20 protein-coding genes are annotated in these 20539 nt (G+C 66.4%); 14 read left to right on the top strand and 6 right to left on the bottom strand.

Annotation, left to right across the window (positions count from 1 at the left end):
- The gene (locus B3D50_RS08800) at positions 1 to 1143 is read right to left on the bottom strand and encodes a bifunctional 2-C-methyl-D-erythritol 4-phosphate cytidylyltransferase/2-C-methyl-D-erythritol 2,4-cyclodiphosphate synthase (protein WP_286950806.1); all 1143 of its coding nucleotides are present in this window, start codon (positions 1141 to 1143) and stop codon (positions 1 to 3) included.
- Between the two features lie 65 nt (positions 1144 to 1208).
- On the opposite strand from B3D50_RS08800, the gene dusB reads away from it, so the two are divergent.
- The 7 genes from dusB (at position 1209) to B3D50_RS08765 (ending at position 10094) form a co-directional block, all read left to right on the top strand.
- Positions 1209 to 2258, top strand: coding sequence for a tRNA dihydrouridine synthase DusB (gene dusB / locus B3D50_RS08795; RefSeq protein WP_286950804.1), 1050 nt, complete (start codon positions 1209 to 1211; stop codon positions 2256 to 2258).
- Positions 2258 to 4510 carry a sensor histidine kinase NtrY-like gene (locus B3D50_RS08790; protein ID WP_286950803.1) on the top strand — a complete coding sequence of 751 codons (2253 nt, stop codon included), beginning with the start codon at positions 2258 to 2260 and terminating at the stop codon, positions 4508 to 4510. Before dusB ends, B3D50_RS08790 begins: the two co-directional genes overlap by 1 nt.
- A gap of 10 nt (positions 4511 to 4520) precedes the next feature.
- Entirely contained in the window at positions 4521 to 5927 is a 1407-nt protein-coding gene (locus B3D50_RS08785; protein ID WP_003164859.1) for a sigma-54-dependent transcriptional regulator, read from the top strand.
- Positions 5927 to 6787, top strand: a complete 861-nt coding sequence (locus B3D50_RS08780) for a D-amino-acid transaminase (protein ID WP_076222442.1) — start codon at positions 5927 to 5929, stop codon at positions 6785 to 6787. Before B3D50_RS08785 ends, B3D50_RS08780 begins: the two co-directional genes overlap by 1 nt.
- Before the next feature lie 111 nt (positions 6788 to 6898).
- A complete protein-coding gene (hfq, locus tag B3D50_RS08775) occupies positions 6899 to 7144 on the top strand; it encodes an RNA chaperone Hfq (RefSeq protein ID WP_003164861.1) in 246 nt (81 codons plus the stop codon).
- On the top strand, positions 7145 to 8458 hold the full coding sequence (hflX, locus tag B3D50_RS08770; RefSeq protein WP_286950799.1) for a GTPase HflX: 1314 nt from the start codon (positions 7145 to 7147) through the stop codon (positions 8456 to 8458).
- A gap of 7 nt (positions 8459 to 8465) precedes the next feature.
- A complete protein-coding gene (locus B3D50_RS08765) occupies positions 8466 to 10094 on the top strand; it encodes a Na+/H+ antiporter (protein ID WP_286950798.1) in 1629 nt (542 codons plus the stop codon).
- Here B3D50_RS08765 and B3D50_RS08760 read toward each other — a convergent pair.
- From B3D50_RS08760 to B3D50_RS08750, 3 genes are read right to left on the bottom strand one after another with little or no spacing between them, the layout of a single operon-like run.
- On the bottom strand, positions 10091 to 10765 hold the full coding sequence (locus B3D50_RS08760) for an HAD family hydrolase (protein WP_286950797.1): 675 nt from the start codon (positions 10763 to 10765) through the stop codon (positions 10091 to 10093). The genes B3D50_RS08765 and B3D50_RS08760 overlap by 4 nt on opposite strands.
- Positions 10762 to 11550 carry a nucleoside triphosphate pyrophosphohydrolase gene (gene mazG, locus B3D50_RS08755; protein ID WP_269297358.1) on the bottom strand — a complete coding sequence of 263 codons (789 nt, stop codon included), beginning with the start codon at positions 11548 to 11550 and terminating at the stop codon, positions 10762 to 10764. Before mazG ends, B3D50_RS08760 begins: the two co-directional genes overlap by 4 nt.
- The gene (locus tag B3D50_RS08750; protein WP_269297356.1) at positions 11551 to 12936 is read right to left on the bottom strand and encodes an MFS transporter; all 1386 of its coding nucleotides are present in this window, start codon (positions 12934 to 12936) and stop codon (positions 11551 to 11553) included.
- 120 nt (positions 12937 to 13056) lie between these two features.
- Here B3D50_RS08750 and B3D50_RS08745 point away from each other — a divergent pair, with 120 nt between their 5' ends.
- From B3D50_RS08745 to ygiD, 3 genes are all read left to right on the top strand, one after another.
- Entirely contained in the window at positions 13057 to 13917 is an 861-nt protein-coding gene (locus tag B3D50_RS08745; protein WP_112999795.1) for a M15 family metallopeptidase, read from the top strand.
- A complete protein-coding gene (locus B3D50_RS08740) occupies positions 13914 to 14378 on the top strand; it encodes a hypothetical protein (RefSeq protein ID WP_286950794.1) in 465 nt (154 codons plus the stop codon). Before B3D50_RS08745 ends, B3D50_RS08740 begins: the two co-directional genes overlap by 4 nt.
- Before the next feature lie 121 nt (positions 14379 to 14499).
- Positions 14500 to 15255 (top strand): 4,5-DOPA dioxygenase extradiol, encoded by a 756-nt coding sequence (ygiD, locus tag B3D50_RS08735; protein ID WP_286951131.1) that lies wholly within the window; start codon positions 14500 to 14502, stop codon positions 15253 to 15255.
- Between the two features lie 21 nt (positions 15256 to 15276).
- On the opposite strand, the gene B3D50_RS08730 is transcribed toward ygiD, so the two are convergent.
- Both B3D50_RS08730 and B3D50_RS08725 read right to left on the bottom strand, forming a co-directional pair.
- Positions 15277 to 15687, bottom strand: a complete 411-nt coding sequence (locus B3D50_RS08730) for a DoxX family protein (protein ID WP_286950793.1) — start codon at positions 15685 to 15687, stop codon at positions 15277 to 15279.
- 82 nt (positions 15688 to 15769) lie between these two features.
- On the bottom strand, positions 15770 to 17326 hold the full coding sequence (locus B3D50_RS08725) for an AMP-binding protein (RefSeq protein ID WP_409516081.1): 1557 nt from the start codon (positions 17324 to 17326) through the stop codon (positions 15770 to 15772).
- Between the two features lie 217 nt (positions 17327 to 17543).
- Here B3D50_RS08725 and lipA point away from each other — a divergent pair, with 217 nt between their 5' ends.
- The 4 genes from lipA to rpmF all read left to right on the top strand — a co-directional run bounded on the left by lipA (position 17544) and on the right by rpmF (position 20432).
- On the top strand, positions 17544 to 18518 hold the full coding sequence (lipA, locus tag B3D50_RS08720) for a lipoyl synthase (protein ID WP_286950790.1): 975 nt from the start codon (positions 17544 to 17546) through the stop codon (positions 18516 to 18518).
- A gap of 4 nt (positions 18519 to 18522) precedes the next feature.
- Positions 18523 to 18975: a type II toxin-antitoxin system RatA family toxin gene (locus B3D50_RS08715; protein WP_003164871.1), complete on the top strand. Its 453-nt coding sequence runs from the start codon at positions 18523 to 18525 to the stop codon at positions 18973 to 18975.
- A gap of 4 nt (positions 18976 to 18979) precedes the next feature.
- Positions 18980 to 20101: an NAD(P)/FAD-dependent oxidoreductase gene (locus tag B3D50_RS08710; RefSeq protein WP_286950788.1), complete on the top strand. Its 1122-nt coding sequence runs from the start codon at positions 18980 to 18982 to the stop codon at positions 20099 to 20101.
- Between the two features lie 148 nt (positions 20102 to 20249).
- The gene (rpmF, locus tag B3D50_RS08705) at positions 20250 to 20432 is read left to right on the top strand and encodes a 50S ribosomal protein L32 (protein ID WP_040345353.1); all 183 of its coding nucleotides are present in this window, start codon (positions 20250 to 20252) and stop codon (positions 20430 to 20432) included.
- Positions 20433 to 20539 lie beyond the last annotated feature (107 nt).

Raw genomic sequence — 20539 nt, 5'->3', positions numbered from 1 at the left:
TCAGGCGGGCATTTCGATGGCGGCCACGGCCTGCGCCGCCAGACCTTCATTGCGGCCGACGAAGCCCATTTCCTCGCTGGTCGTGGCCTTCACGCTGACGGCGTCCAGCGGCAGTTTCAGCAGGTCCGCCAGCCGCTCGCGCATGGCCAGGCGATGCGGCTTCACCTTGGGCTGCTCGCAGATCAGGGTCACATCGACATTGATGATACGCCCGCCGCGCAGGGCTACCCGTTCGGCGGCGTAGACCAGAAAGCGGTCGGACGAGGCGCCTTTCCACTTGGGATCGCTGGGCGGGAAGTGATCGCCGATGTCGCCGTCAGCGATGGCGCCCAGGATGGCGTCGGTCAGGGCGTGCAGCCCCGCATCGGCGTCCGAATGGCCGATCAGGGTCCGATCGTGCGGTATCTCGACGCCGCACAGCCAGACGGAGGCGCCCGGCCCCCAGCGGTGGACGTCATAGCCCTGACCGACGCGGGTGACGGTGCGGGCGGCGGACAGGGCCTCGGCCATGGCGAAATCCTCTGGATAGGTCAGTTTCATCAGGCGCGGATCGCCCGGGATCAGTCGGACGCGGCCGCCCGCGCGCTCGACCACGGCGGCTTCGTCGGTGGCGGCTTCATCAGCGGGCCAGACGGCATAGGCGTCGCGGATGGTCTGGATGCGGAAGGCCTGCGGGGTCTGCGCGCGCCACAGGTTCTCGCGATCTACGGCGTCGACGACCATGCCCTGATCGCCACGGCGCAGGCTGTCCGCGACGGGCAGGGCGGGCAGGGCGCCGTCGGCGCTTTCCAAACCGGCCAACAGGCTCGCGATCACCTCAGGGCTCAAAAAGGGACGGGCGGCGTCGTGGATCAGCACCGGCTCTTCATCGGCGCCAGTCAGGGCTGACAGGCCTGCGCAGACGGATTCGGCCCGAGTGTCGCCGCCCGTGACGGCCCGCCACCCAGTCAGGCCCGCAAGGGCGGACTGAAGTTCCGATGCAGCGTCAACGGCGATCACGACGACGACTTCGCGCGCGCCCGCCTCCAGCAAGGCCTCGACAGGCCAGCGCACGACCGGCTTGCCGGCGACGATGCGCCACTGTTTGCCGCCGCCCGCTCTGGAGCCTGAACCGGCGGCCACGACGATCGCTGAGAATCCCATGCCGGTCTTCTAGGCGTCCCGGTTCCGCTTGACGAGAGGGGCCTTCTTCGGCGCTAAGGAGCCTCATGACGACCGGGTTGCAGATTGGCGATGTGAAGATCGCAGGGCGGGTGCTGATGGCGCCCATGACCGGGATCACGGACCTGCCGTTCCGTGTGCTGGCGTCAAAGCTGGGCGCCGCCTATGTGGCGACGGAGATGGTGGCGGCGGCTGAACTGGCGCGCGCCCGTCCCGACGTGGTGCGGCGCGCAGCCGTCGGCGGCGGCCTGCCGCTGACGGTGATCCAGCTAGTCGGCGGCGATGCGGCGGCCATGGCCGAGGGCGCGCGCATGGCCGAGGCGGCGGGCGCCGACATTATCGACCTGAATTTCGGCTGTCCGGCCAAGGAAGTCACTGGCGCCGCCTGCGGCTCGGCCCTGATGCGGACGCCGGATCAGGCCGCGCGGATCATGGAAGCGGTCGTTGGGGCCGTCAGCCGCCCGGTCAGCGTCAAGATGCGGCTGGGCTGGGACGAAAACAGCCATAACGCCGCCGATCTGGCGCGTCGGGCCGAGGCGCTGGGCGTCGCCGCCGTCACAGTGCACGGCCGCACGCGCAAGCAATTCTACACCGGCGTCGCCGATTGGGACGCTGTGGCCGAGGTCAAACAGGCGGTCGCCATCCCCGTCATCGTCAACGGCGACATCATCACCGCCGAACAGGCGCGTGAGGCGTTGGACCGTTCGGGCGCCGACGCCCTGATGCTGGGACGCGGGGTCTATGGTCGGCCTTGGCTGGCGGCGCATCTGGAGCGCGCTCTGATTGACGGGACACAGCTTCAGGAGCCGTATCGCGAAGAGCGTCTGGCCATCGTCATCGAGCATCTGCGGGCGTCCGCCGCCTTCTACGGCCTGCCCCTGGGGCTAAAAATGTTCCGCAAACACCTGGGCTGGTACATCGAACAGGCGCCCTGGCCTGCCGATCCGCTGGAACGCCGCGCCGCCAAGGCCCGCCTATGTCGCCTGGAGACCCCCGAAGAGGTCGAGACTGCCCTGACCGACTTATGGCTAGGCGTGACGCATTTGAGCAACTTCGATGTTGAAAACAGGACACAGGTGTTCGAAGCTGTGGCCTGATGTCGGACACGCCCGTTTCCACGGCTGAGCAACAGACTCCAGAGCGTTCGTTCTGGGGCCGTCTCGCCGATGGTCGCGCCCGGGCCCTGTTCGGAACCGCCTACGCCATCGCCTTTCTGATCACCGCCGCCGCCATCTGGCTGGTGGCGATCGCGCCGGGCGCTACGGCGGGCGGCGATGCGCGCACGGCGGCCAGCCAGATCGTGCTGTTCATTCTTCTGGCCAATCTGATCCTGATCGCGGGCCTGGCGGCGGTGATCGGCGGACGAGTGCTGCGCCTGACGCGCAATCGGAATGATCCGGGCGCGCGCCTGCACCTGCGCTTCGTCACGCTTTTCTCGCTCGTCTCCGTCGTGCCGGCCGTGCTGATCGCCCTGGTGTTCGGCCTGCTGGTCAACCGAGGAGTGGATCAGTGGTTCAGCACCAATGTCCGTTCGGCGGTCGAGAATGGAGCCGAGATCGGCCGCGCCTATGTCGCCGACGTAGGCGCCGGGCTGGAGGTCGATCTGGAGACGATGGCGACTGAACTGGGCGGAGTACGCGACCTGTTCGACAATCGGATCCAGTTCTCGCGCGCCCTGTCTCAGATCGGCGATTTCTTCGGCTATCCGGCGCTCTACATTCTGGATGACGAGGGGCGCGTTCTCGCCAGCGGCGAACAGCCGGGCGCGCCGCCCTATGTCGCGCCGCCGCGTGAGGCTTTCGAAACCGTGGCCGGCGGCGAGGTGGCCCCGACGACGGTGACGGAAAACCCCGACATGGTTCGGGCGCTATATCCCTTGCCGGATTACGGCCACGCCTATCTCTATGTCGTGAGACCGCTGGCGCCGGGCCTGATCCAGCGCATGCGCAACGGCGAGGAATCCATCACCGCCTATCGCGCCGCCGAGGAAAGCCGTGCGCGCATCCAGGCGGCCTTTGCGCTTAGCTATCTGGAGACGGCCCTGCTGGTGCTAGTGGGCGCGGTCTGGTTGGCCATGTCGGCGGCCAGTTCGATCTCGGCGCCGATCGGGCGCCTGGTGAAGGCGGCGGACCAGGTGGCTGGGGGCGATCTGGACGCGCGGGTCGACAACGCCGGAGCGCCGTCCGAAATCATCGTCCTGTCCGAGGCCTTCAATCGGATGACCGAGGACATCAAGACCCAGCAGGCTGCGTTGAAGACCGCCTCGGACGAGGCGCAGGGCCGCAGTTTGTTCATCGAAACCGTTCTGTCAGGCGTTAGCGCGGGCGTGATCGGTCTGGACCGGATGCGTCGCATCTCGGCAATCAACGACAGCGCCAGTCAGTTGCTGGGTCTCGACCCGGAACAGGTGCAGGGCCTTCGTCTGGCCGATGTGGCGCCGGAACTGGGCGAACTGTCCGAGCGTGGCGAGGCCCATATCGAAGAAGACATAGACGTCAGCCGCGACGGCGAGGCCCTGCGTTTGCGGGTCCGCATCGAGGGCGGGCAGGGCGGCGAGATGGTGCTGACCTTCGACGACATCACCCGTCTGGTCACGGCTCAGCGCAACGCTGCCTGGCGCGACGTGGCGCGCCGCATCGCCCATGAGATCAAGAACCCTCTGACGCCGATCCAGTTGTCGGCCGAACGCCTGCGTCGCCGCTATCGCGAGCGCGTGGGCGATGACGTCGAGGTGTTCGATCGCTGCACTGAGACCATCATTCGTCAGGTAGGCGACATCGGTCGAATGGTGGACGAGTTCTCTTCTTTCGCCCGTATGCCCGCCCCACGCTTCTCGATGGAGAACCCGGCTGAAATGCTGCGCGAGGCGGTGTTCGCCCAGCGTGTGGCCGTGCCTGATATCGGGGTGGATCTGGTGGAGCCGCTGCCCAGCGTCGTACTGCAATGTGACGGCCGCATGGTGGGGCAGGCCCTGGCCAATATCCTGAAGAATGCGGGCGAGGCCGTCGGCGCCAAGCGGGCGCGCGATCCCGTCGCTGAAGAGGCGCTGGGCATCATCGCCAGGCTCGACATTGAGGATGAGCGCGCCGTCTTCACCATAGAGGACGACGGCGTCGGCCTGCCGGCCAAGGATCGCGACCGGCTGACTGAGCCCTATGTCACCACGCGTGAGAAGGGCACAGGCCTGGGCTTGGCCATCGTCAAGCGCATCTGCGAGGACCACGGCGGCGAGTTGCGGCTGGCCGACGCAGAAACACTATCGGGCGCGCGCGTATGCCTGATCTTCCCACTGACCCAGAACCATAAGTCCGCTCATCGCGCTTCCGGCGCGGCGAGCGTGGCGAGTTAAGCGAGGCGTCATGCGTAATACTGGTGCTGATATTCTGGTCGTTGACGACGAAGCGGACATCCGCGAACTGGTCTCGGGCCTGCTTGAGGACGAGGGCCATTCGGTCCGCACGGCGGCCAATTCGGACGAGGCGCTGGCCGCCATCCGGGCGCGCAAGCCGTCCCTGGCGGTGCTCGACATCTGGATGCAGGGCGGCGGCCTGGACGGGCTGGAACTGCTCGATGTCGTGCGCGAGCTGGATCAAGACCTGCCGGTCGTCATGATCTCGGGCCACGGCAACATCGAAACCGCCGTCAGCGCCCTGAAGCGCGGCGCCTATGACTTCATCGAAAAGCCGTTCAAGTCCGACCGGCTGGTCGTGGTGGTGGAGCGCGCCCTGGAGGCGGCCGCCCTGAAGCGTGAAAACCGGCGCCTGCGCGCCCAGACGCTGACGCCCAGCGGATTGATCGGCAAGTCCGTCGCCGCTCAGACTCTGCGCAGCACCATTTCCAAGGTCGCGCCGGCCAACAGCCGCATCCTGATCTCAGGCCCGCCGGGTTCCGGCAAGGAACTGGCGGCGCGCCAAATTCATGAGGCGAGCCCGCGTGCTAAAGCCGAGTTCGTCGCCATTTCCGCCGCCGGGATGGCGCCCGAACGCCTGGATGTCGAACTGTTCGGGGAGGAAGGCGTCGATGGTCGGCCGCGCAAGATCGGCGTTTTCGAGCAAGCTCATAACGGCACCCTGTTCCTGGATGACGTCGCTGACATGCCGCGCGAAAGTCAGAGTCGCATCCTGCGCGTCCTGGTCGAGCAACGCTTCCGTCGGGTCGGCGGCGAACAGGACGTTCAGGTCGATGTGCGGGTCATCAGCTCGACCTCGCGCGATCTGCGCATCGAGATCGGCGAGGGGCGCTTCCGCGAAGATCTCTTCCACCGCCTGAACGTGGTGCCGATCCGGGTGCCGCCGCTGTCGGAACGTCGCGAGGATATCGCCGAGTTGGTGGAGTATTTCGTAGAGAGTCTTTCGGCCTCTCAAGGGCTGCCGCATCGACGCATCGCCGACGACGCCCTGGCTGTGCTTCAGGTCCATCCCTGGCCGGGCAATGTGCGCCAGTTGCGCAACAACATCGAACGCCTGCTGATCCTGGCGACCGGCGGTCCGGACGAGCCGATCACGGCGGACATGTTGCCGCAGGAGGTGGCGTCGTCCGCCAGCCCGACATCCTTGGGCGCCGACCGGATCATCGCCCTGCCGTTGCGTGAGGCGCGCGAAGTGTTCGAGCGGGAGTATCTGTCGGCTCAGATCATGCGATTCGGCGGAAATATCTCGCGTACGGCCGCCTTCATCGGCATGGAAAGATCTGCGTTGCATCGCAAGCTTAAGTCGCTGGGCGTGTCGCCCGCACGCGGCGGAGACGAAGAAGGAGAGGGCGCCTGATGTCCAGGGTCGCCTATGTAAACGGCATCTATCAGCCGCACGGTCAGGCCGTGGTCCATATCGAGGATCGCGGGTTCCAGTTCGCCGACGGCGTCTATGAGGTCTGGTCGGTCTTCGACGGCAAGCTGGCTGATTATCAGGGCCATCTGAGCCGCTTGGCCCGCAGCCTGACTGAACTGCGGATCGACATTCCCATGTCGGCCGAGGCTCTGGGCATCGTGCTGCGTGAGACGATCCGCCGGAACCGGGTGCGCAACGGCATCGTCTACATCCAGATCACGCGCGGCACCGCGCCGCGCGACCACGCCTTCCCCAAAGACGTGGCGCCCAGCGTCATCATCACCGCCAAGTCGATCGACCTGAAGAAAGGCGAGGCTCTGGCCGCCAAGGGCGCAGCCGGCGTCACGCATCCGGACATGCGCTGGGGCCGTTGCGACATCAAAACTGTGGGCTTGCTGCCCAACGCCCTGGCCAAGCAGGCGGCGCGCGAGCACGGCGCCTATGAGGCCATCCTATTCGATGAAATGGGCATGGTGACGGAGGGCTCCTCGACTAACGCCTGGATCATCGATGAGAACGGCAAGCTGCGGACCCGCGACACCCAGGCCAACATCCTGCGCGGCATCACGCGCGCGGCGATCCTGAAGCTGGTCGAGGCCGAGGGGATTGAGCTGGAAGAGCGCGCCTTCAGCGTTGAGGAAGCCAAGCGCGCCCGCGAAGTCTTCGTCACGGCGGCCAGCTCCTTCGTCATGCCGATCACATCGCTGGACGGAACCCGCATCGGCGACGGCAAACCCGGCCTGGTGGCGACCCGCCTGCGCGAGATTTATCTGGAACAGGCGCGCCGCGAAGCCATTTAAGGCGTTGCCGCATCGGCGGGGGCGTGGCTAAGGTCGCGGATGCGGGCGACGCGCCCGCTTCGCGGCCATTCCGCCGCCGATTAAAAAGACCAAGAACAGGATCAACCTGCCATGTCGCAAGACAAACGACAGAACCTCCAGGACACCTTCCTGAACAGCGTCCGCAAGACGAAGACCCCGCTGACCATCTTCCTGGTCAACGGCGTCAAGCTTCAGGGCATCGTCACCTGGTTCGACAACTTCTGTGTGCTGCTGCGTCGCGATGGTCAATCGCAGCTGGTCTACAAGCACGCCATCTCGACCATCATGCCGTCCGCGCCCGTGCAGCTGTACGAGCCCGACGCCGAAGAAGACTGATTGACCTCCAAACTCATTGACCACGCCGTCCCGCTGATCCGGGCCGTCGTCATCCACCCCGACCGCCGCGGCGACAATGCGCGCCACGCGACCGAACGCCTGGAAGAAGCCGTGGGCCTGGCCCAGGCGCTGGACCTCGACGTGCGGGCGCAGGAGATCGTGCGTCTGCGCTCCGTCACGCCCGCCACCCTGATCGGGCGGGGCAAGCTGGAAGAGATTTCGGCGCTGATCCTGGCCGCCGACGCCGAAGCGGTCGTCGTCGACGATCAACTGACCCCGGTGCAGCAGCGCAACCTGGAACGCTTCTGGGACATCAAGGTCATCGACCGCACCGGACTGATCCTCGAGATCTTCGGCCGCCGCGCCCGCACCCGCGAAGGGCGTCTGCAGGTCGAGTTGGCGCGTCTGGAATACGAACGCTCTCGCCTGGTTCGCACCTGGACCCACCTGGAGCGCCAGCGCGGCGGAACCGGCGGCACGGGCGGCCCCGGCGAAACCCAGATCGAGCTGGACCGGCGGATGATCGCCGACCGCATAGTTCGCCTGAAGGCGGAACTGGAAGAGGTGCGTCGTACGCGCGGCCTGCACCGCAAGGCGCGCAAACAGGCGCCGTTCCCGTCGGTCGCCCTGGTCGGCTACACCAATGCTGGCAAGTCGACGCTGTTCAACCGGCTGACCGGGGCCGAGGTGATGGCCAAGGATCTGCTGTTCGCGACCCTGGACACGACCCAGCGCACCATCCGCCTGCCGCAGGGACGCCCGGCCATCATCGCCGACACCGTGGGCTTCGTCTCGGACCTGCCGCACGAACTGGTCGAGAGTTTCCGCGCCACGCTTGAAGAGGTCGGCGAGGCCGATCTGATCCTGCATGTGCGCGACATCGCCTCGCCCGACAGCACCGCCCAGGCCAAGGACGTCGAGGCGGTGCTGGAGCAGATTCCGACGCCCGAAGGCAAGACGCGCCGCATCCTCGAAGTCTGGAACAAGATCGACCTGCTGGAGCCCGAAACCCGTGAAGCCGTCGTCGGCCAGGCCGAACGCCTGGCGCGCGATGGACAGGCCGTGGCTGTGTCCGCCTGGACCGGCGAGGGGATCGAGACCCTGCGCGAGATCATCGCGGGCCTGATCGACGATGATCCAGAGACGCATCTGACGGTCGAGCCGCATCGCGGCGACCTGTTGGCCTGGCTCTACGCCAACGGCCGGGTGACGGGGCGCGAGACGGACGATGAGGGCCGGATTCACCTGACGGTCCGCCTCCATCCCGCCGCGCTGGGGCGGCTTGAACGGCTGTATCCGGGCGTGATCGACTGATCCTGTCATGCACCTGATCGAGACCATCCTCTTCCTGCTGCTGGCCGTTGTGCTGTCGGGATGGGTGGCTCGCATCACGCGCATCGCCCTGCCTCTGGTGCAGATCGCCCTGGGGGCGGGGGTGGTGCTGATCACGGGGCAGTCGGTCGACCTGAAGCCGGATGTCTTCTTCCTGCTGTTCCTGCCGCCCCTGCTGTTCGTGGACGGCTGGCGCATCCCCAAGGAAGCCCTGTTTCGGGACAAGGTGGTGATCCTGGAGCTGGCGCTGGGGCTGGTGGTCTTCACCGTCGTCGGCCTGGGCTTCCTGATCCACTGGATGATCCCGGCCATGCCGCTGGCCGTGGCCTTTGCGTTGGCGGCGATCCTATCGCCGACGGACCCGATCGCGGTCCAGGCCATCGCCGGGCGCGCGCCGATCCCCAAGCGACTGATGCACATCCTGGAAGGCGAGTCGCTGCTGAACGACGCCACCGGCCTGACCTGCATGCGGATCGCCGTTATTGCGGCGACGACCGGCGCCTTTTCCCTGAGCAGCGCTTTCGGAACCTTCGCCTGGCTGGCGCTGGCGGGCGTGGCGGTGGGCCTCGCCGTCACCCTGGTCATCGGCCTGGTGAAGGCCTTCATCAGCCGCCGCTGGGGCGAGGACGTCGGCGGCCAGATCCTGATCAGTCTCCTGATGCCGTTCGCGGCCTATCTGGCGGCGGAAGCCATCCACGCCTCGGGCATTCTGGCGGCGGTGGCCGCCGGCGTGACCATGAGCTTCACCGAGCGCCAGGGTTCAGCACTAGCCGCCACGCGTATCCGCCGCGCCGTAGTTTGGGATACGGTGCAGTTCGTCGCCAACGGCCTGATCTTCGTCATCCTGGGCGAGCAGATGCCGTCCATCATGGCCCGCGCGGCGGAGGTGATCCGCACCACCCAGCATAGCGAGGTCTGGTGGCTGGCCGTCTATGTCTTGGCGATCGTCGCCGCTCTCGCCGTATTGCGTTTTGTCTGGGTGTGGACGTCGCTGAAGCTGACCCTGTTCCGCCGCAAGGGTCGTAGCGCGCCGCCCAAGGTGGGCCTGCGGCTGGTGGCGGTCATGTCGCTGGCCGGGGTGCGCGGCGCGATCACCCTGGCGGGCATATTGACGCTGCCCTTCTATCTGGCGAACGGCTCGGCCATGCCGGCGCGGAATCTGGCGATCTTCCTGGCGGCGGGAGTGATCATCGTCTCCCTGGTCCTGGCGACAGTCGCCTTGCCGCGTCTGCTGAAGGGCGTGCAGCTTCCGCCCGAGGACGATCATCAAGCCGAAGAAAGCCGGTCCCGCGTCGCCGCCGCCTGGGCCGCTATTCGCGCCATCGAGGACGCCCAGCACGCCATGGCCGAGGGCAAACTCGACCCTGACTTCTACGCCGAGACGGCGACGCGGGTGATGGAAGTCTATCGCCACCGCATCGACATGCGGGCCAACATGGAGGCTGACGCCGTTGTCCAGGCCCGCCGCGCCGATGAGATCGAACGCCGTCTCCGCCTGATCGGTCTTGTCGCTGAACGTGAGGAACTGGTGCGCCTGGGTCGCCAGCGGCTGATTGATGAAGAGACAGCGCGCAAGCTGATCCGCGAGATCGACTTGCAGGAACTGCGCTACGTCTAGGCGGCGTCTGTGATCCAGGCGGCCAGGTTCGCGTAGCTGTCGAACACTTGATGTGCTCCGGCCAGCTTCAGACGCTCGGGGTGATCGCCGCGAATATGGCCGCCTGCGCACAGGCCGACCACGGTCATGCCCGCCGCGGCGCCCGCCAGGACGCCGGTCGGGCTGTCCTCGATCACCAGAGTGCGTTGCGGCGCCGCCTTCATGGCGTCGGCGGCGTACAGGAACAGGTCGGGGTGCGGCTTGCCCCGGCTCACATGAACGGCGGCGCTGAAGATCGGTCCGGCGAAGGCGTCGTGGGCGCCGAAGCAGCGCAGGCCCAACTCGATCCAGTCGGGCGGACTCGACGAGGCGATGCAGCGCCGTTCGTCTCGCCCAGCCAGGAAGGCGTCGAAGCCCGCGACGGCTGTCAGGTCACGTTGGGCGCGATCGTGACAGCGGCGCGTCCATTCATCCTGCACGCCGGGCGGGCAGGGCGCGCCCAGTCGTTCGGCGATGATGGGCTCGCAGTCCAGCCATCGCTTGCCCAGATAGGTCGCCAGGGCGTCGTCCAGCGTGGTCGGCAGGCCGATCTCGCTGAGCAGTTCGGCCATCACCGCATTGTTCAGAATCTCGCTGTCGGCGATGACCCCGTCATAGTCGAAGATGATGAGGTCGAACGGCCCCCGGTTCACGCCCGCTCGGCCGCCTTGGCGGCGTCCCACAGGGCGTCCATCTCAGGCAGGTCGGACTGTTCCGGCGTGCGGCCGTCCTTTTCCAGTTCAGCCTCGATGAATTCGAAGCGGCGCACGAATTTGGCGTTGGCGGCGCGCAGGGCGTCTTCCGGTTCGATCTCCAGCTTACGGGCCAGATTGGCGACGACGAACAGAAGGTCTCCCAGCTCCTCGCGGGCCTTGTCCTTGTCGCCGGCGGCGATCTCGACGCGCAGTTCCTGAACCTCTTCGGCCAGCTTGTCGAAGACCTCGTCGGTCGAGGGCCAGTCGAAGCCGACGCGGCCTGCGCGCTTGGTCAGCTTGGCGGCGCGGGTCAGCGCGGGCAGTCCGACGGGCACGTCGTCCAGCACGCCATGCTGTTCCTTGGCCTTGCGCTCGGCGGCCTTGATGTCCTCCCAGCGCGCCTTCTGGGCCGGGCCGGTGACCTTGGCGGCTTCATCGCCGAAGACGTGCGGGTGGCGGCGAACCAGCTTGTCGGCCATGGCTTCGGCCACATCCTCCAGGCGGAAATGCCCCGCCTCCTCGGCCATGCGCGAGTGGAAGACGACCTGGAACAGCAGGTCACCCAGTTCGACCCTCAGCTCGTCCATGTCGCCGCGCTCGATGGCGTCGGCGACCTCATAGGCCTCCTCGATCGTATAGGGGGCGACCGTCTGGAAGGTCTGCTCCATGTCCCAGGGACAGCCGCCGTTCGGATCGCGCAGGCGAACCATGATGTCCTTCAGGCGGTCGACGGGGTGGGTCATTCAGGCGTGTCCGGCGTCTCTTTGCGCCAGGGCGGCGCGGATTTCGTCATGCCGCTGCGGCGTCAGGGGATAGCCCTTCAGCACCCAGGCGGTGGCCGCCAATAGCAGGCCCGGCACGGCGATGAACAGGATCTGCAGGACCAGCAGCGAGAACTCGCTGTTCCCCTCCGGTCCCGGCAGAGCCTTGAACCCGACCAGCGGCAGGATGGCGTAGGGGATCAGGGCGAAGACGTGACCCATCTTGGTCGTGGCCGACAGGATGGAGAACATCAGGCCGGTGCGGTCCACGCCCGTCTCCAGCCGCACCTCGTCGCCGGCGTCCGCCATCATGGCGCGTAACAGGAACAAGCCCGCCGCATAGGGCAGGCCGGCGATGAACATGGCGACCGCCGTCAGCGCGAAGTTGCCGCCGGGAACCAGGGTCGCGCCGACATAGAAGACGGCGAAGATCAGGCTGGCCACGGCCAGGGCGCGGTCCTTGCCGATCTTGGTCGCCAGCCAGGCCCAGATGGGCGCCCCGACCAGGCCGGCCATGAAGTAGATCAGCATGAACAGCGACGCCTGGGTGTGGTCGTAGCCCTTGATCTGACCGAAGAAGAAGAACAGCAACGACCCGGTGATTCCCGGCGCGATGCCCAGCAACAGGTCGGCGATCAGCAGCTTGCGCACCGTCTTCATCTTGAACAGGGCCAGGTAAGCGCTCGGCCCGCCGTGCGGTGCGGCGCCCGCGTTGACCGGCTCGGGGACGGCGACCATGGCCAGGCCGATGGTCAGCGGCAGGGCGATGATGATGGCCCAGCCCATAATGCGAACGCCGTCGACGTAGTTTCCAAGGCCGGTCTTCACCACGATGGTCGGCAGGATCAGGATCAGGATCACGCCGATGATGTTGAACACCTGCCACCAGCCATAGACGCGACTGCGCTGGTCGTACTGCGGCGCCAGCACGGCGGCCCAGCCCAACTGGCCCAACGTTCCCATGGAGAAGCCGAGGTAGAGCACCAGCAGCCAGGCGAACAGATAGACCGGCCCCGCGCCCGGCTGAACCGTCACGAACATCATCAGCGCCGCCAGCATCAGGATCGGCGTCGCCACGGCCATCCAGGGCCGATAGCGGCCCAGGCGCGTGCGCGTCTTGTCCATGCCCCAGCCGATGAAGGGGTCGAACACGATGTCGATCAGCCGCACGGCCATGAAGACAGCGGCCACCATGCCCATCTCGATGCCGACATGGGTGGCGTAAAATTCCGGCAGGGTGACGGGCAGGGCCACGCCGAAGGCCGCCAGCGGCAGGCACGGGCCTGAGAAGGCGGCCAGAATGGCGTTGGATCGGCGCGGCGCGTCGGGCGCGGCGATGGCGGACGAAGGCGCGGCAGTTGCGGTCATGCGGTCACGGCCCGTTCGCGGCGCGAGTCGGCCGCAACCGTCACCATGCAGGTTTTCGACGCAGGCGCGAAGACTGTGCGGGGGCTTGCGGCGACTCTCATCCTGGGGCCTGCTGCGGCCATGTGGAAAGCGTCCGCCTCTCTCTTCGCCGCCCTGACCGTCGCCGCCTTAGCCGGGCAGGCGCGCGCCGAGGCGCCCGAACCGATTCCAACCGCGCAAATCTGCGACCGGACGCCTGGCGCATGGGACGACACGGCCGAGGCGAACGCCATATCGCTTTACGCCTTGGAGTGGACGCCGTTCGGGCCTTCGGAACTGGGTTGGGAAGCCTATGTGCCGCTGATGCAGCAAGAGGTCGGCTCGCCATGCGATCCGACGTCAGCGGGCTTCGCCGAGGCCCTGGCGACGTTTCAGGCGCGCTATGGCCTGGCCGCCAGCGGACGGTTCGATCAGGCGACTTTCCAGGTGTTGCGCGGCCTATGGCAAGAGCGACGGCCCTTCGTCATGGCGCGGGTGAGGGGAGAATGCCCCGATCCGCCGCCCGTCGGCGACCTGGCCTATCTGACCACAGGCGAAGAACACGCCGAACGCCTGACGCGGCTGCTGCGCCGCGACGTACTGGACGCCTATCGCGCCATGGCGGCGGCGGCGCGCGCCGAGGTTCCCGAGATCGCTGCAGAACCGGAGCTGTTGCGCGTCTTCTCCTCCTTCCGCGATCCTGAGGCTGATGCAGCGCGATGCGCCCGCGACGGCAATTGTGACGGCCTGCGTCGCGCCGCCTGCTCGCCGCACCGCACCGGCACGGCCGTCGACCTATATGTCGGCCACCTGCAAGGCATGGGGGTCGATTCCACCGACGTTCACAGCCGTCGCCATATGAGCCAGACCCCGACCTATCGCTGGCTGGTCAAGAACGCCGGGCGGTTCGGCTTCGTGCCCTACGTCTATGAACCCTGGCACTGGGAGTGGGTCGGTCGATGATCCGCCCCCTGGCGCATGGCGAAGCGGCGCTGGCGCGCGAGGTGTTCGGGCGCGATCTGCGGCTGGACGACATCCGCTTACTGGGCTCGCCCTGGCCGTTCGACCGGGCGTTCGTACCGGGGCGCTGGTTCGGGCGCGACTGGATCGTCTGGCCCAAGGCGACCCTGGCGCCGGATTTGTCGCAGGCGCCGCTGCGGACCCAGGCCGTCTTCGTTCATGAGCTGGTTCACGTCTGGCAGGCCCAGAACGGCGTCAACCTGCTGACCGGAAAGCTGAAGGCGGGCGACGGGCCGGGCGCCTACGCTTATCCGGTGGATGAACGCTGCGAGTGGATCGGCCTGAACATCGAACAGCAGGCCATGGTGGTTGAGCACCGCTTTCTGCAGTCTAGGGGCGCGCGGGTTCCGGCCGATCCGGCCTTCTATCAGCGCATCTGTCCGATCGGCATGGCGGATTTTTGAAACGAGGCTCTTGTAGAGCCGCATGAGAACCTTAAATTAGGCACTGACGCAGTTGCTATATGGACGTCATATTTCACTCTCCCTGGACCCGTAACGCCCAAGAAGCTGCACGGTGAACATCATGCGCCAGCCAGCACTCTTTTTTGGTCACGGCTCCCCCATGAACGCCTTGGGCGGTCCCTTCGCGGACGCCTGGCGCGCGCTGGGAGAGGAGATCGGCAAACCGAAAGGCGTCGTCATGGTCTCGGCTCACTGGGAGACACGCGGGCTGGGCGTGACGGCGCAGACGCGACCGGAAACCATCCATGATTTCGGTGGCTTTCCACCTAAACTTCACGCCATGCAGTATCCTGCGCCCGGCTCGCCCGCTCTGGCGGACCGGGTGGCGGAGCTGACCGGCGCGGTTCAGACGACGCAGTGGGGACTGGATCACGGAACCTGGTCCGTGCTGGCTCATGTCTGGCCGGACGCTGACGTGCCCGTGGTGCAGTTGTCGCTGGATCGCACCATCGACGTCCGCGCGCATTATGAACTGGCCAAGCGCCTGCGTCCCTTGCGTGAGGAGGGCGTGATCGTCGCCGGTTCGGGCGACTTCGTGCACAATCTGCGGACGTGGAAGCGGGCGGGCGGCGATCCCTATGACTGGGCCGTCGACTTCAACGAGGCGGTCAAGCGCGCCTTCACGGCGGGCGACCATGACGCCCTGATCGACTGGGTCCACCTGGCCGAACAGGCGCAGCTCAGCGTGCCGACGGACGAGCATTATCTGCCGCTGCTCTATGTGGCCGCCCAGCAGGCTCCGGGCGAGCCCTTGAGCTTCTTCAACGACGTGATTGAGGGCGGCTCGATCTCGATGACGGGCGTCCGGATCGGCTGACCGGACGCCGCGCCACCTATCTTAACGGCGGCCGCCGCGCAGGGCGTTGTCCAGCGACCACGGCCCCGGTCCGGCGAAGACCAGATACAGGAAGACGAAGCAGTAGAGGGCCGCCAACTCCCCGCCGTTGTTGATGGGGTAGGGGCTCTGCGGCGCGTGGACCATCCAATAGGCCGCGGCGGTGAAGCCCGACAGGATGAAGGCGGTCGGGCGGCTGAACAGGCCTAGCACCATCAGGACACCGCCGACCAGTTCGATCGGTCCGGACCAGCCCGCCAGCGTCGACAGATCGACCACGCCGCCGCGCCCGCCCGGCGGGAAACCCAGGATCTTCTGCGCGCCGTGCTGAAGCAGCAGCAGACCGGAGACGATTCTCAGAATGCTAAGAAGATGCGGCTCCCAATTGGCCAGGGATGTCGAACGTCGGGCCATGAAGTCTCCTCGGCCGTAGCGCCCCGCAAGCGGGACCGGACAGCCGAGGGTATGACACTGGCGCCGAACGGCAAGCGCCTTGTCACGCGCGCTTCAGTTCATCCTCAACCATTTTCTGGATGGTCACATAATCGGTCTTGCCGGTGCCCAGGACCGGGATGGTGTCGACTTTGATGATCTTCTTCGGCACGGCCAGCTCGGGCGCGCCGTTGTCGCGGGCCCATTCCGTCAGACGGGCGCCTTCGGCGCCTGCGACGTCTGTAACCAACACCAGGCGTTCGCCCTTTTTGCTGTCGGGCACGGCGACGACGGCATGGTGGCCGGTCGGCCAGACGCCGCCGGCCATGCCCTCGACTGCTGTCAGGGACACCATCTCGCCGCCGATCTTGGCGAAGCGCTTCACCCGACCCAGGATGGTGATGTAGCCCTCGGCGTCGATGTCGACGATGTCGCCGGTGTCGTGCCAGCCGTCGGCCAGCGGCTCCAGATTGTCGGGGTCGTTCGGCGAGATGTAGCCTTCCATCACGTTCGGCCCACGCAGGTAAAGGCGACCGCCGACCTCGATGCCCTCGACCGGCTCGATCCGGTATTCCATGCCTGGCAGGATCTGGCCCACCGTGCCCGGCCTGTTGCGGTCGGGATGGTTCACCGCCACCACGGGCGCCGCCTCGGTGGCGCCGTAACCTTCCAGCAGTTCGACGCCGCCGAACTTGGTGTTGAACATCTGGCGCGTTTCGTCGCGGACCTTTTCCGCACCCGCCACGGCGAACTGCAAGGTGGCGAAGTCGCCGGGTTCAGCCACGCGGGCGTATTGGTTCAGGAAGGTGTCGGTCGCGAACAGGATCGACGCCTTCACCTGGGGCAGCAGGTCGGTGATCTGCTTGGCGTGCAGCGGCGAGGGATATTCAAACGCCTTCAGCCCCTGCAGCAGCGGCAGGATGACCCCGCCCGTCAGGCCGAAACAGTGGAAGGTCGGCAGCGGGTTGAACATGACCCAGTCAGGGTCCAGCTCGATGTGGGCGGCCACCTGGCGGGCATTGGCGATCAGGTTCTTCTGGCTCAGCACCACGCCCTTGGGCGCGCCGAAGCTGCCTGAGGTGAACAGGACCACGCCCGCCGAATCCGGATCGGTCTTCACGCGGAACCGCTTGGGCGCCATGCCGGCGCTGAGGCCGAACAACTTGTCGGCCAGGCCGATGGTCTTGCGGATGTCGTCCAGCCAGACGATCTCGGAAACCTCGTCCAGGGCCTCCATCAGGTCGTCCAGTTTGGCCTGCGCGACGAAGCGCTTGGCCGACAGGATCTTCTTCACGCCCGCCGTCTTCAGCGCGGCCTTCAGATTGGCCTCGCCCGAGGTGAAGTTCAGCATGACCGGCACGCGCCCGAAGGCGTGCAGGGCGAAGAAGGTCACAACCACGCCCGCGCTGGACGGCAGCAGCACGCCGACGCGTTCGCCCGGCTGAGTCAGTTTGGCGATCTTGCGGCCCAGCACGAAGGCGGCGCGGATCAGGCCGGTATAGGTCAGGGGGTGGCGATCCTGGTCCTCCAGAATCTCCTTGTCGCCGTAGCGGGCGCGCGCATCGACCAGCGCGTCGAACAGAGTCTCGTCGTAGACCTTTTGGTCCAGGGCTGCCCGCAGCAAGCACGTCCTCCTTCGGAGAGCTCTGAGGGGGCTCTCTCGGTTACAAGAGGCCGGAACCTAGTGACGTAAGGTCGCCTTGAAAAGATGCGTAACGTCGCGTGATGGCGTTCTGTTGTCGGACTGAAACCGTCTATGCCTTGCCTTTGACCCACGGAAAGCCGACATAGCCTCAAGAATTGGGCCGCCTTCATAAACAGGAGCCAGACCGCCGGCGATGGTCACGCTGATCGACACCCTGCAGAAGAAGCCGTCCGAGCTTCGTCACCCGGAAAAGCAGAACCGCCCGGAATCGGCGGTGCTGAAGAAGCCTGATTGGCTGCGCGTGAAGGCGCCCGGCTCGGGCCAGTACAACGCGACCAAGGACATCGTGCGCTCCAAGGGGCTGCATACCGTCTGTGAAGAGGCCGCCTGCCCGAACATCGGCGAGTGCTGGAGCCAGAAGCACGCCACACTGATGATCATGGGCGACACCTGCACGCGGGCCTGCGCCTTCTGCAACGTCAAGACCGGCCTGCCGCAGCCGCTGGACCCGGAAGAGCCGGCCAAGGTCGGTCTGGCCGTGGCCCAGATGGAGCTGAACCACGTCGTCATCACCTCGGTGGACCGTGACGACGTGTCCGACGGCGGCGCCGCCCACTTCGCCGAAGTGGTGCGCCAGATCCGTATTCAGGCCCCCAAGACCACGATTGAAATCCTGACGCCCGACTTCCTGCGCAAGGACGGCGCGGCCGAGGTGATGATCGACGCGACGCCCGACGTCTTCAATCACAACCTCGAGACGGTTCCGCGCCTCTATCTGAAGATACGCCCCGGCGCTCGCTACTTCCACTCCCTGCGCCTGTTGCAGATGGTCAAGGAGCGGGCCCCCAACCAGTTCACCAAGTCCGGCATCATGGTCGGCCTGGGCGAGACCAAGGAAGAGGTCATGCAGGTGATGGACGACATGCGCTCCGCCGGCGTCGACTTCATCACCATCGGCCAGTACCTGCAGCCGACGCGCAAGCACGCCGCCATCGACCGCTTCGTCACGCCCGAAGAGTTCAAGGCCTATGAGGCGATCGCGCGGGCGAAGGGCTTCCTGATGGTGTCGTCGTCGCCGCTGACGCGTTCGTCGCACCACGCGGGCGACGACTTCGCCCGGCTGCGGGCGGCGCGCGAGGCCCAGTTGTCGACCCGGAACGGCCGCTGATCCTTTGGCCGTCCATCGCGTAACGCGCATCCTGCCCTATGCGCCGGAACAACTTGCCGCGCTGGTGGCGGACGTGCGCGCCTATCCCGACTTCGTGCCGTGGATCACGTCCATGCGGGTCTGGAACGTGCGGGACGAGGCGCCGGGCGTTCACTTGCTGGACGCCGAGGCGGGGGTCGGCTTCGCCTTCCTGACCGAGAAGTTCTCGACATGGGTGCGTCACGACGTTCATGCGCCCAAGGTCGAGGTCGGCCTGATCCGCGGTCCGTTCAAGCATCTGAAGAACCGCTGGGAGTTCCATCCGCATCCGCAGGGAACGCGCCTGGAATTCTCCATCGACTTCGCCTTCAAGTCGCGCATGCTGGACATGATGCTTCAGGCGAACTTCGACCGGGCGGTCGACAAGCTGATCCAGTGTTTCGAGAGCCGGGCCAAGGCTCTCTACGGCAAGAGGTAGGACCATGGGCGCGCCTTTCGACTTCGATGCGACGGTCGTGGGCGCGGGAGCTGTGGGGCTGGCCTGCGGCCGGGCGCTGTCGCAACGCGGCCTGACGGTGCTGGTGCTGGAGAAGGAGCCGCACATCGGCGAGGGCGTCTCCTCGCGCAATTCCGAGGTGATCCATGGCGGCCTCTATTATCCGACCGGCTCTTTGAAGGCGAAGTTCTGCGTCGAGGGAAGACGCGCCCTCTACGACTTCTTGGAGAGCCGCAAGGTCGATTACTGGAAGTGCGGCAAGCTGGTCGTAGCGACCGAGGAAGCCGAGGTCGAACGCATCGAGGCCATCTTCCAGCAGGCCACGACCAACGGCGTCGAGCGCCTCGAGCACCTGACCGGCGTCCAGGCGCGAGCGCTGGAGCCGGCGCTGAACGCTCATGCCGCCATCCTGTCGCCCGAAAGCGGAGTGTTCGACAGCCACGGCTATATGCTGGCCCTTCAGGGCGAGATCGAGGACGCGGGCGGCGCGGTCGTCATCTCGGCGCCGTTCGAGGGGGCGGAACGCCTGCCAGGCGGGGGATTCTCCATCCGTGTGGGCGGGGAGGGGGCGATGACCCTGACCAGCCGCCTGCTGGTCACGGCGCCTGGCCTGTCGGCCCAAAAAGTCGCGGCGCGAATCGAGGGCTACCCCACGGCAGACATTCCCGCGCGCCATCTAGGCAAGGGCATCTATTTCCGTCTGACAGGACCGGCGCCGTTCAACCGCCTGATCTATCCGCCGCCGATTCCCGGCGCGCTGGGCACCCATTATCGCAAGGATCTGGGCGGGCAGGGCGTGTTCGGCCCCGACCTGGCCTATGTCGAGACCGAGGACTATTCGGTCGATCCGGCCAAGGCGGAAGAGTTCGCCCGCTATATCCGCCGCTTCTGGCCCGGCGTGACGGTCGAGCGGCTGACGCCCGACTATGCCGGCATCCGGCCCAAGCTGCACGGGCCGGGCGAGCCGCAGCCTGACTTCCAGCTTCATGGCGTGGCGAATCACGGGATGGAGGGGCTGGTGGCCCTGTTCGGCATCGAAAGTCCCGGCCTAACGAGTTCGCTGGCTATCGGCGAGGCCGTGGCGCAAAGCCTGACGGCCGGGGTTTAACGCCTCTTCCGTCAGTCTGCGTCGAGACCCTTGAAATCGGTTGCGTCTTCATGCATAAGCCCGCCCTCGCGTGGCGGCTCTTATCGGGGGGCCGCCGCTGTTGTTTTCGCGTCTTCACCGGCGCACCGACTTAGAGATTGAGACGGACATGGCCGTTCCGAAGCGCAAAGTATCCCCCTCGCGTCGCAACATGCGTCGTGCTCATGACGCCCTGGGCGCCAACACCTATGTCGAAGACAAGGACACCGGCGAACTGCGTCGTCCGCACCACATCGACCTGAAGACCGGCATGTACAAAGGCCGTCAGGTTCTGACCCAGCAGGAAGACTAAGTCTTCCTCTGGCGATCCGGCTTCGGTCGGGCGCAAAATTCAGCGGCGCGCGAGTTTCTCGCGCGCCGTTTTCGCATATGCCGCCTCAGCTTCGCCTGTGGCGATTC

It is taken from the genome of Brevundimonas sp. UBA7507, from assembly GCF_002478355.1.
In the GTDB taxonomy this organism is placed as follows: domain Bacteria; phylum Pseudomonadota; class Alphaproteobacteria; order Caulobacterales; family Caulobacteraceae; genus Brevundimonas; species Brevundimonas diminuta_D.
The sequence above is the reverse complement of the archived record's forward strand: the minus strand, read 5'-3'. Positions and strand labels throughout refer to the sequence as shown.

Excerpts from the sequence above, each read along its gene's own strand:
- B3D50_RS08745 (WP_112999795.1), top strand. The coding sequence starts at position 13,057 with ATGTGGAAAGCGTCCGCCTCTCTCTTCGCCGCCCTGACCGTCGCCGCC.
- B3D50_RS08710 (WP_286950788.1), top strand. The coding sequence starts at position 18,980 with ATGGGCGCGCCTTTCGACTTCGATGCGACGGTCGTGGGCGCGGGAGCT.
- B3D50_RS08765 (WP_286950798.1), top strand. The coding sequence starts at position 8,466 with ATGCACCTGATCGAGACCATCCTCTTCCTGCTGCTGGCCGTTGTGCTG.
- hfq (WP_003164861.1), top strand. The coding sequence starts at position 6,899 with ATGTCGCAAGACAAACGACAGAACCTCCAGGACACCTTCCTGAACAGC.
- B3D50_RS08780 (WP_076222442.1), top strand. The coding sequence starts at position 5,927 with ATGTCCAGGGTCGCCTATGTAAACGGCATCTATCAGCCGCACGGTCAG.
- B3D50_RS08740 (WP_286950794.1), top strand. The coding sequence starts at position 13,914 with ATGATCCGCCCCCTGGCGCATGGCGAAGCGGCGCTGGCGCGCGAGGTG.
- lipA (WP_286950790.1), top strand. The coding sequence starts at position 17,544 with ATGGTCACGCTGATCGACACCCTGCAGAAGAAGCCGTCCGAGCTTCGT.
- rpmF (WP_040345353.1), top strand. The coding sequence starts at position 20,250 with ATGGCCGTTCCGAAGCGCAAAGTATCCCCCTCGCGTCGCAACATGCGT.
- B3D50_RS08785 (WP_003164859.1), top strand. The coding sequence starts at position 4,521 with ATGCGTAATACTGGTGCTGATATTCTGGTCGTTGACGACGAAGCGGAC.
- B3D50_RS08750 (WP_269297356.1), bottom strand. The coding sequence starts at position 12,936 with ATGACCGCAACTGCCGCGCCTTCGTCCGCCATCGCCGCGCCCGACGCG.
- mazG (WP_269297358.1), bottom strand. The coding sequence starts at position 11,550 with ATGACCCACCCCGTCGACCGCCTGAAGGACATCATGGTTCGCCTGCGC.
- dusB (WP_286950804.1), top strand. The coding sequence starts at position 1,209 with ATGACGACCGGGTTGCAGATTGGCGATGTGAAGATCGCAGGGCGGGTG.
- B3D50_RS08790 (WP_286950803.1), top strand. The coding sequence starts at position 2,258 with ATGTCGGACACGCCCGTTTCCACGGCTGAGCAACAGACTCCAGAGCGT.
- B3D50_RS08730 (WP_286950793.1), bottom strand. The coding sequence starts at position 15,687 with ATGGCCCGACGTTCGACATCCCTGGCCAATTGGGAGCCGCATCTTCTT.
- ygiD (WP_286951131.1), top strand. The coding sequence starts at position 14,500 with ATGCGCCAGCCAGCACTCTTTTTTGGTCACGGCTCCCCCATGAACGCC.
- B3D50_RS08800 (WP_286950806.1), bottom strand. The coding sequence starts at position 1,143 with ATGGGATTCTCAGCGATCGTCGTGGCCGCCGGTTCAGGCTCCAGAGCG.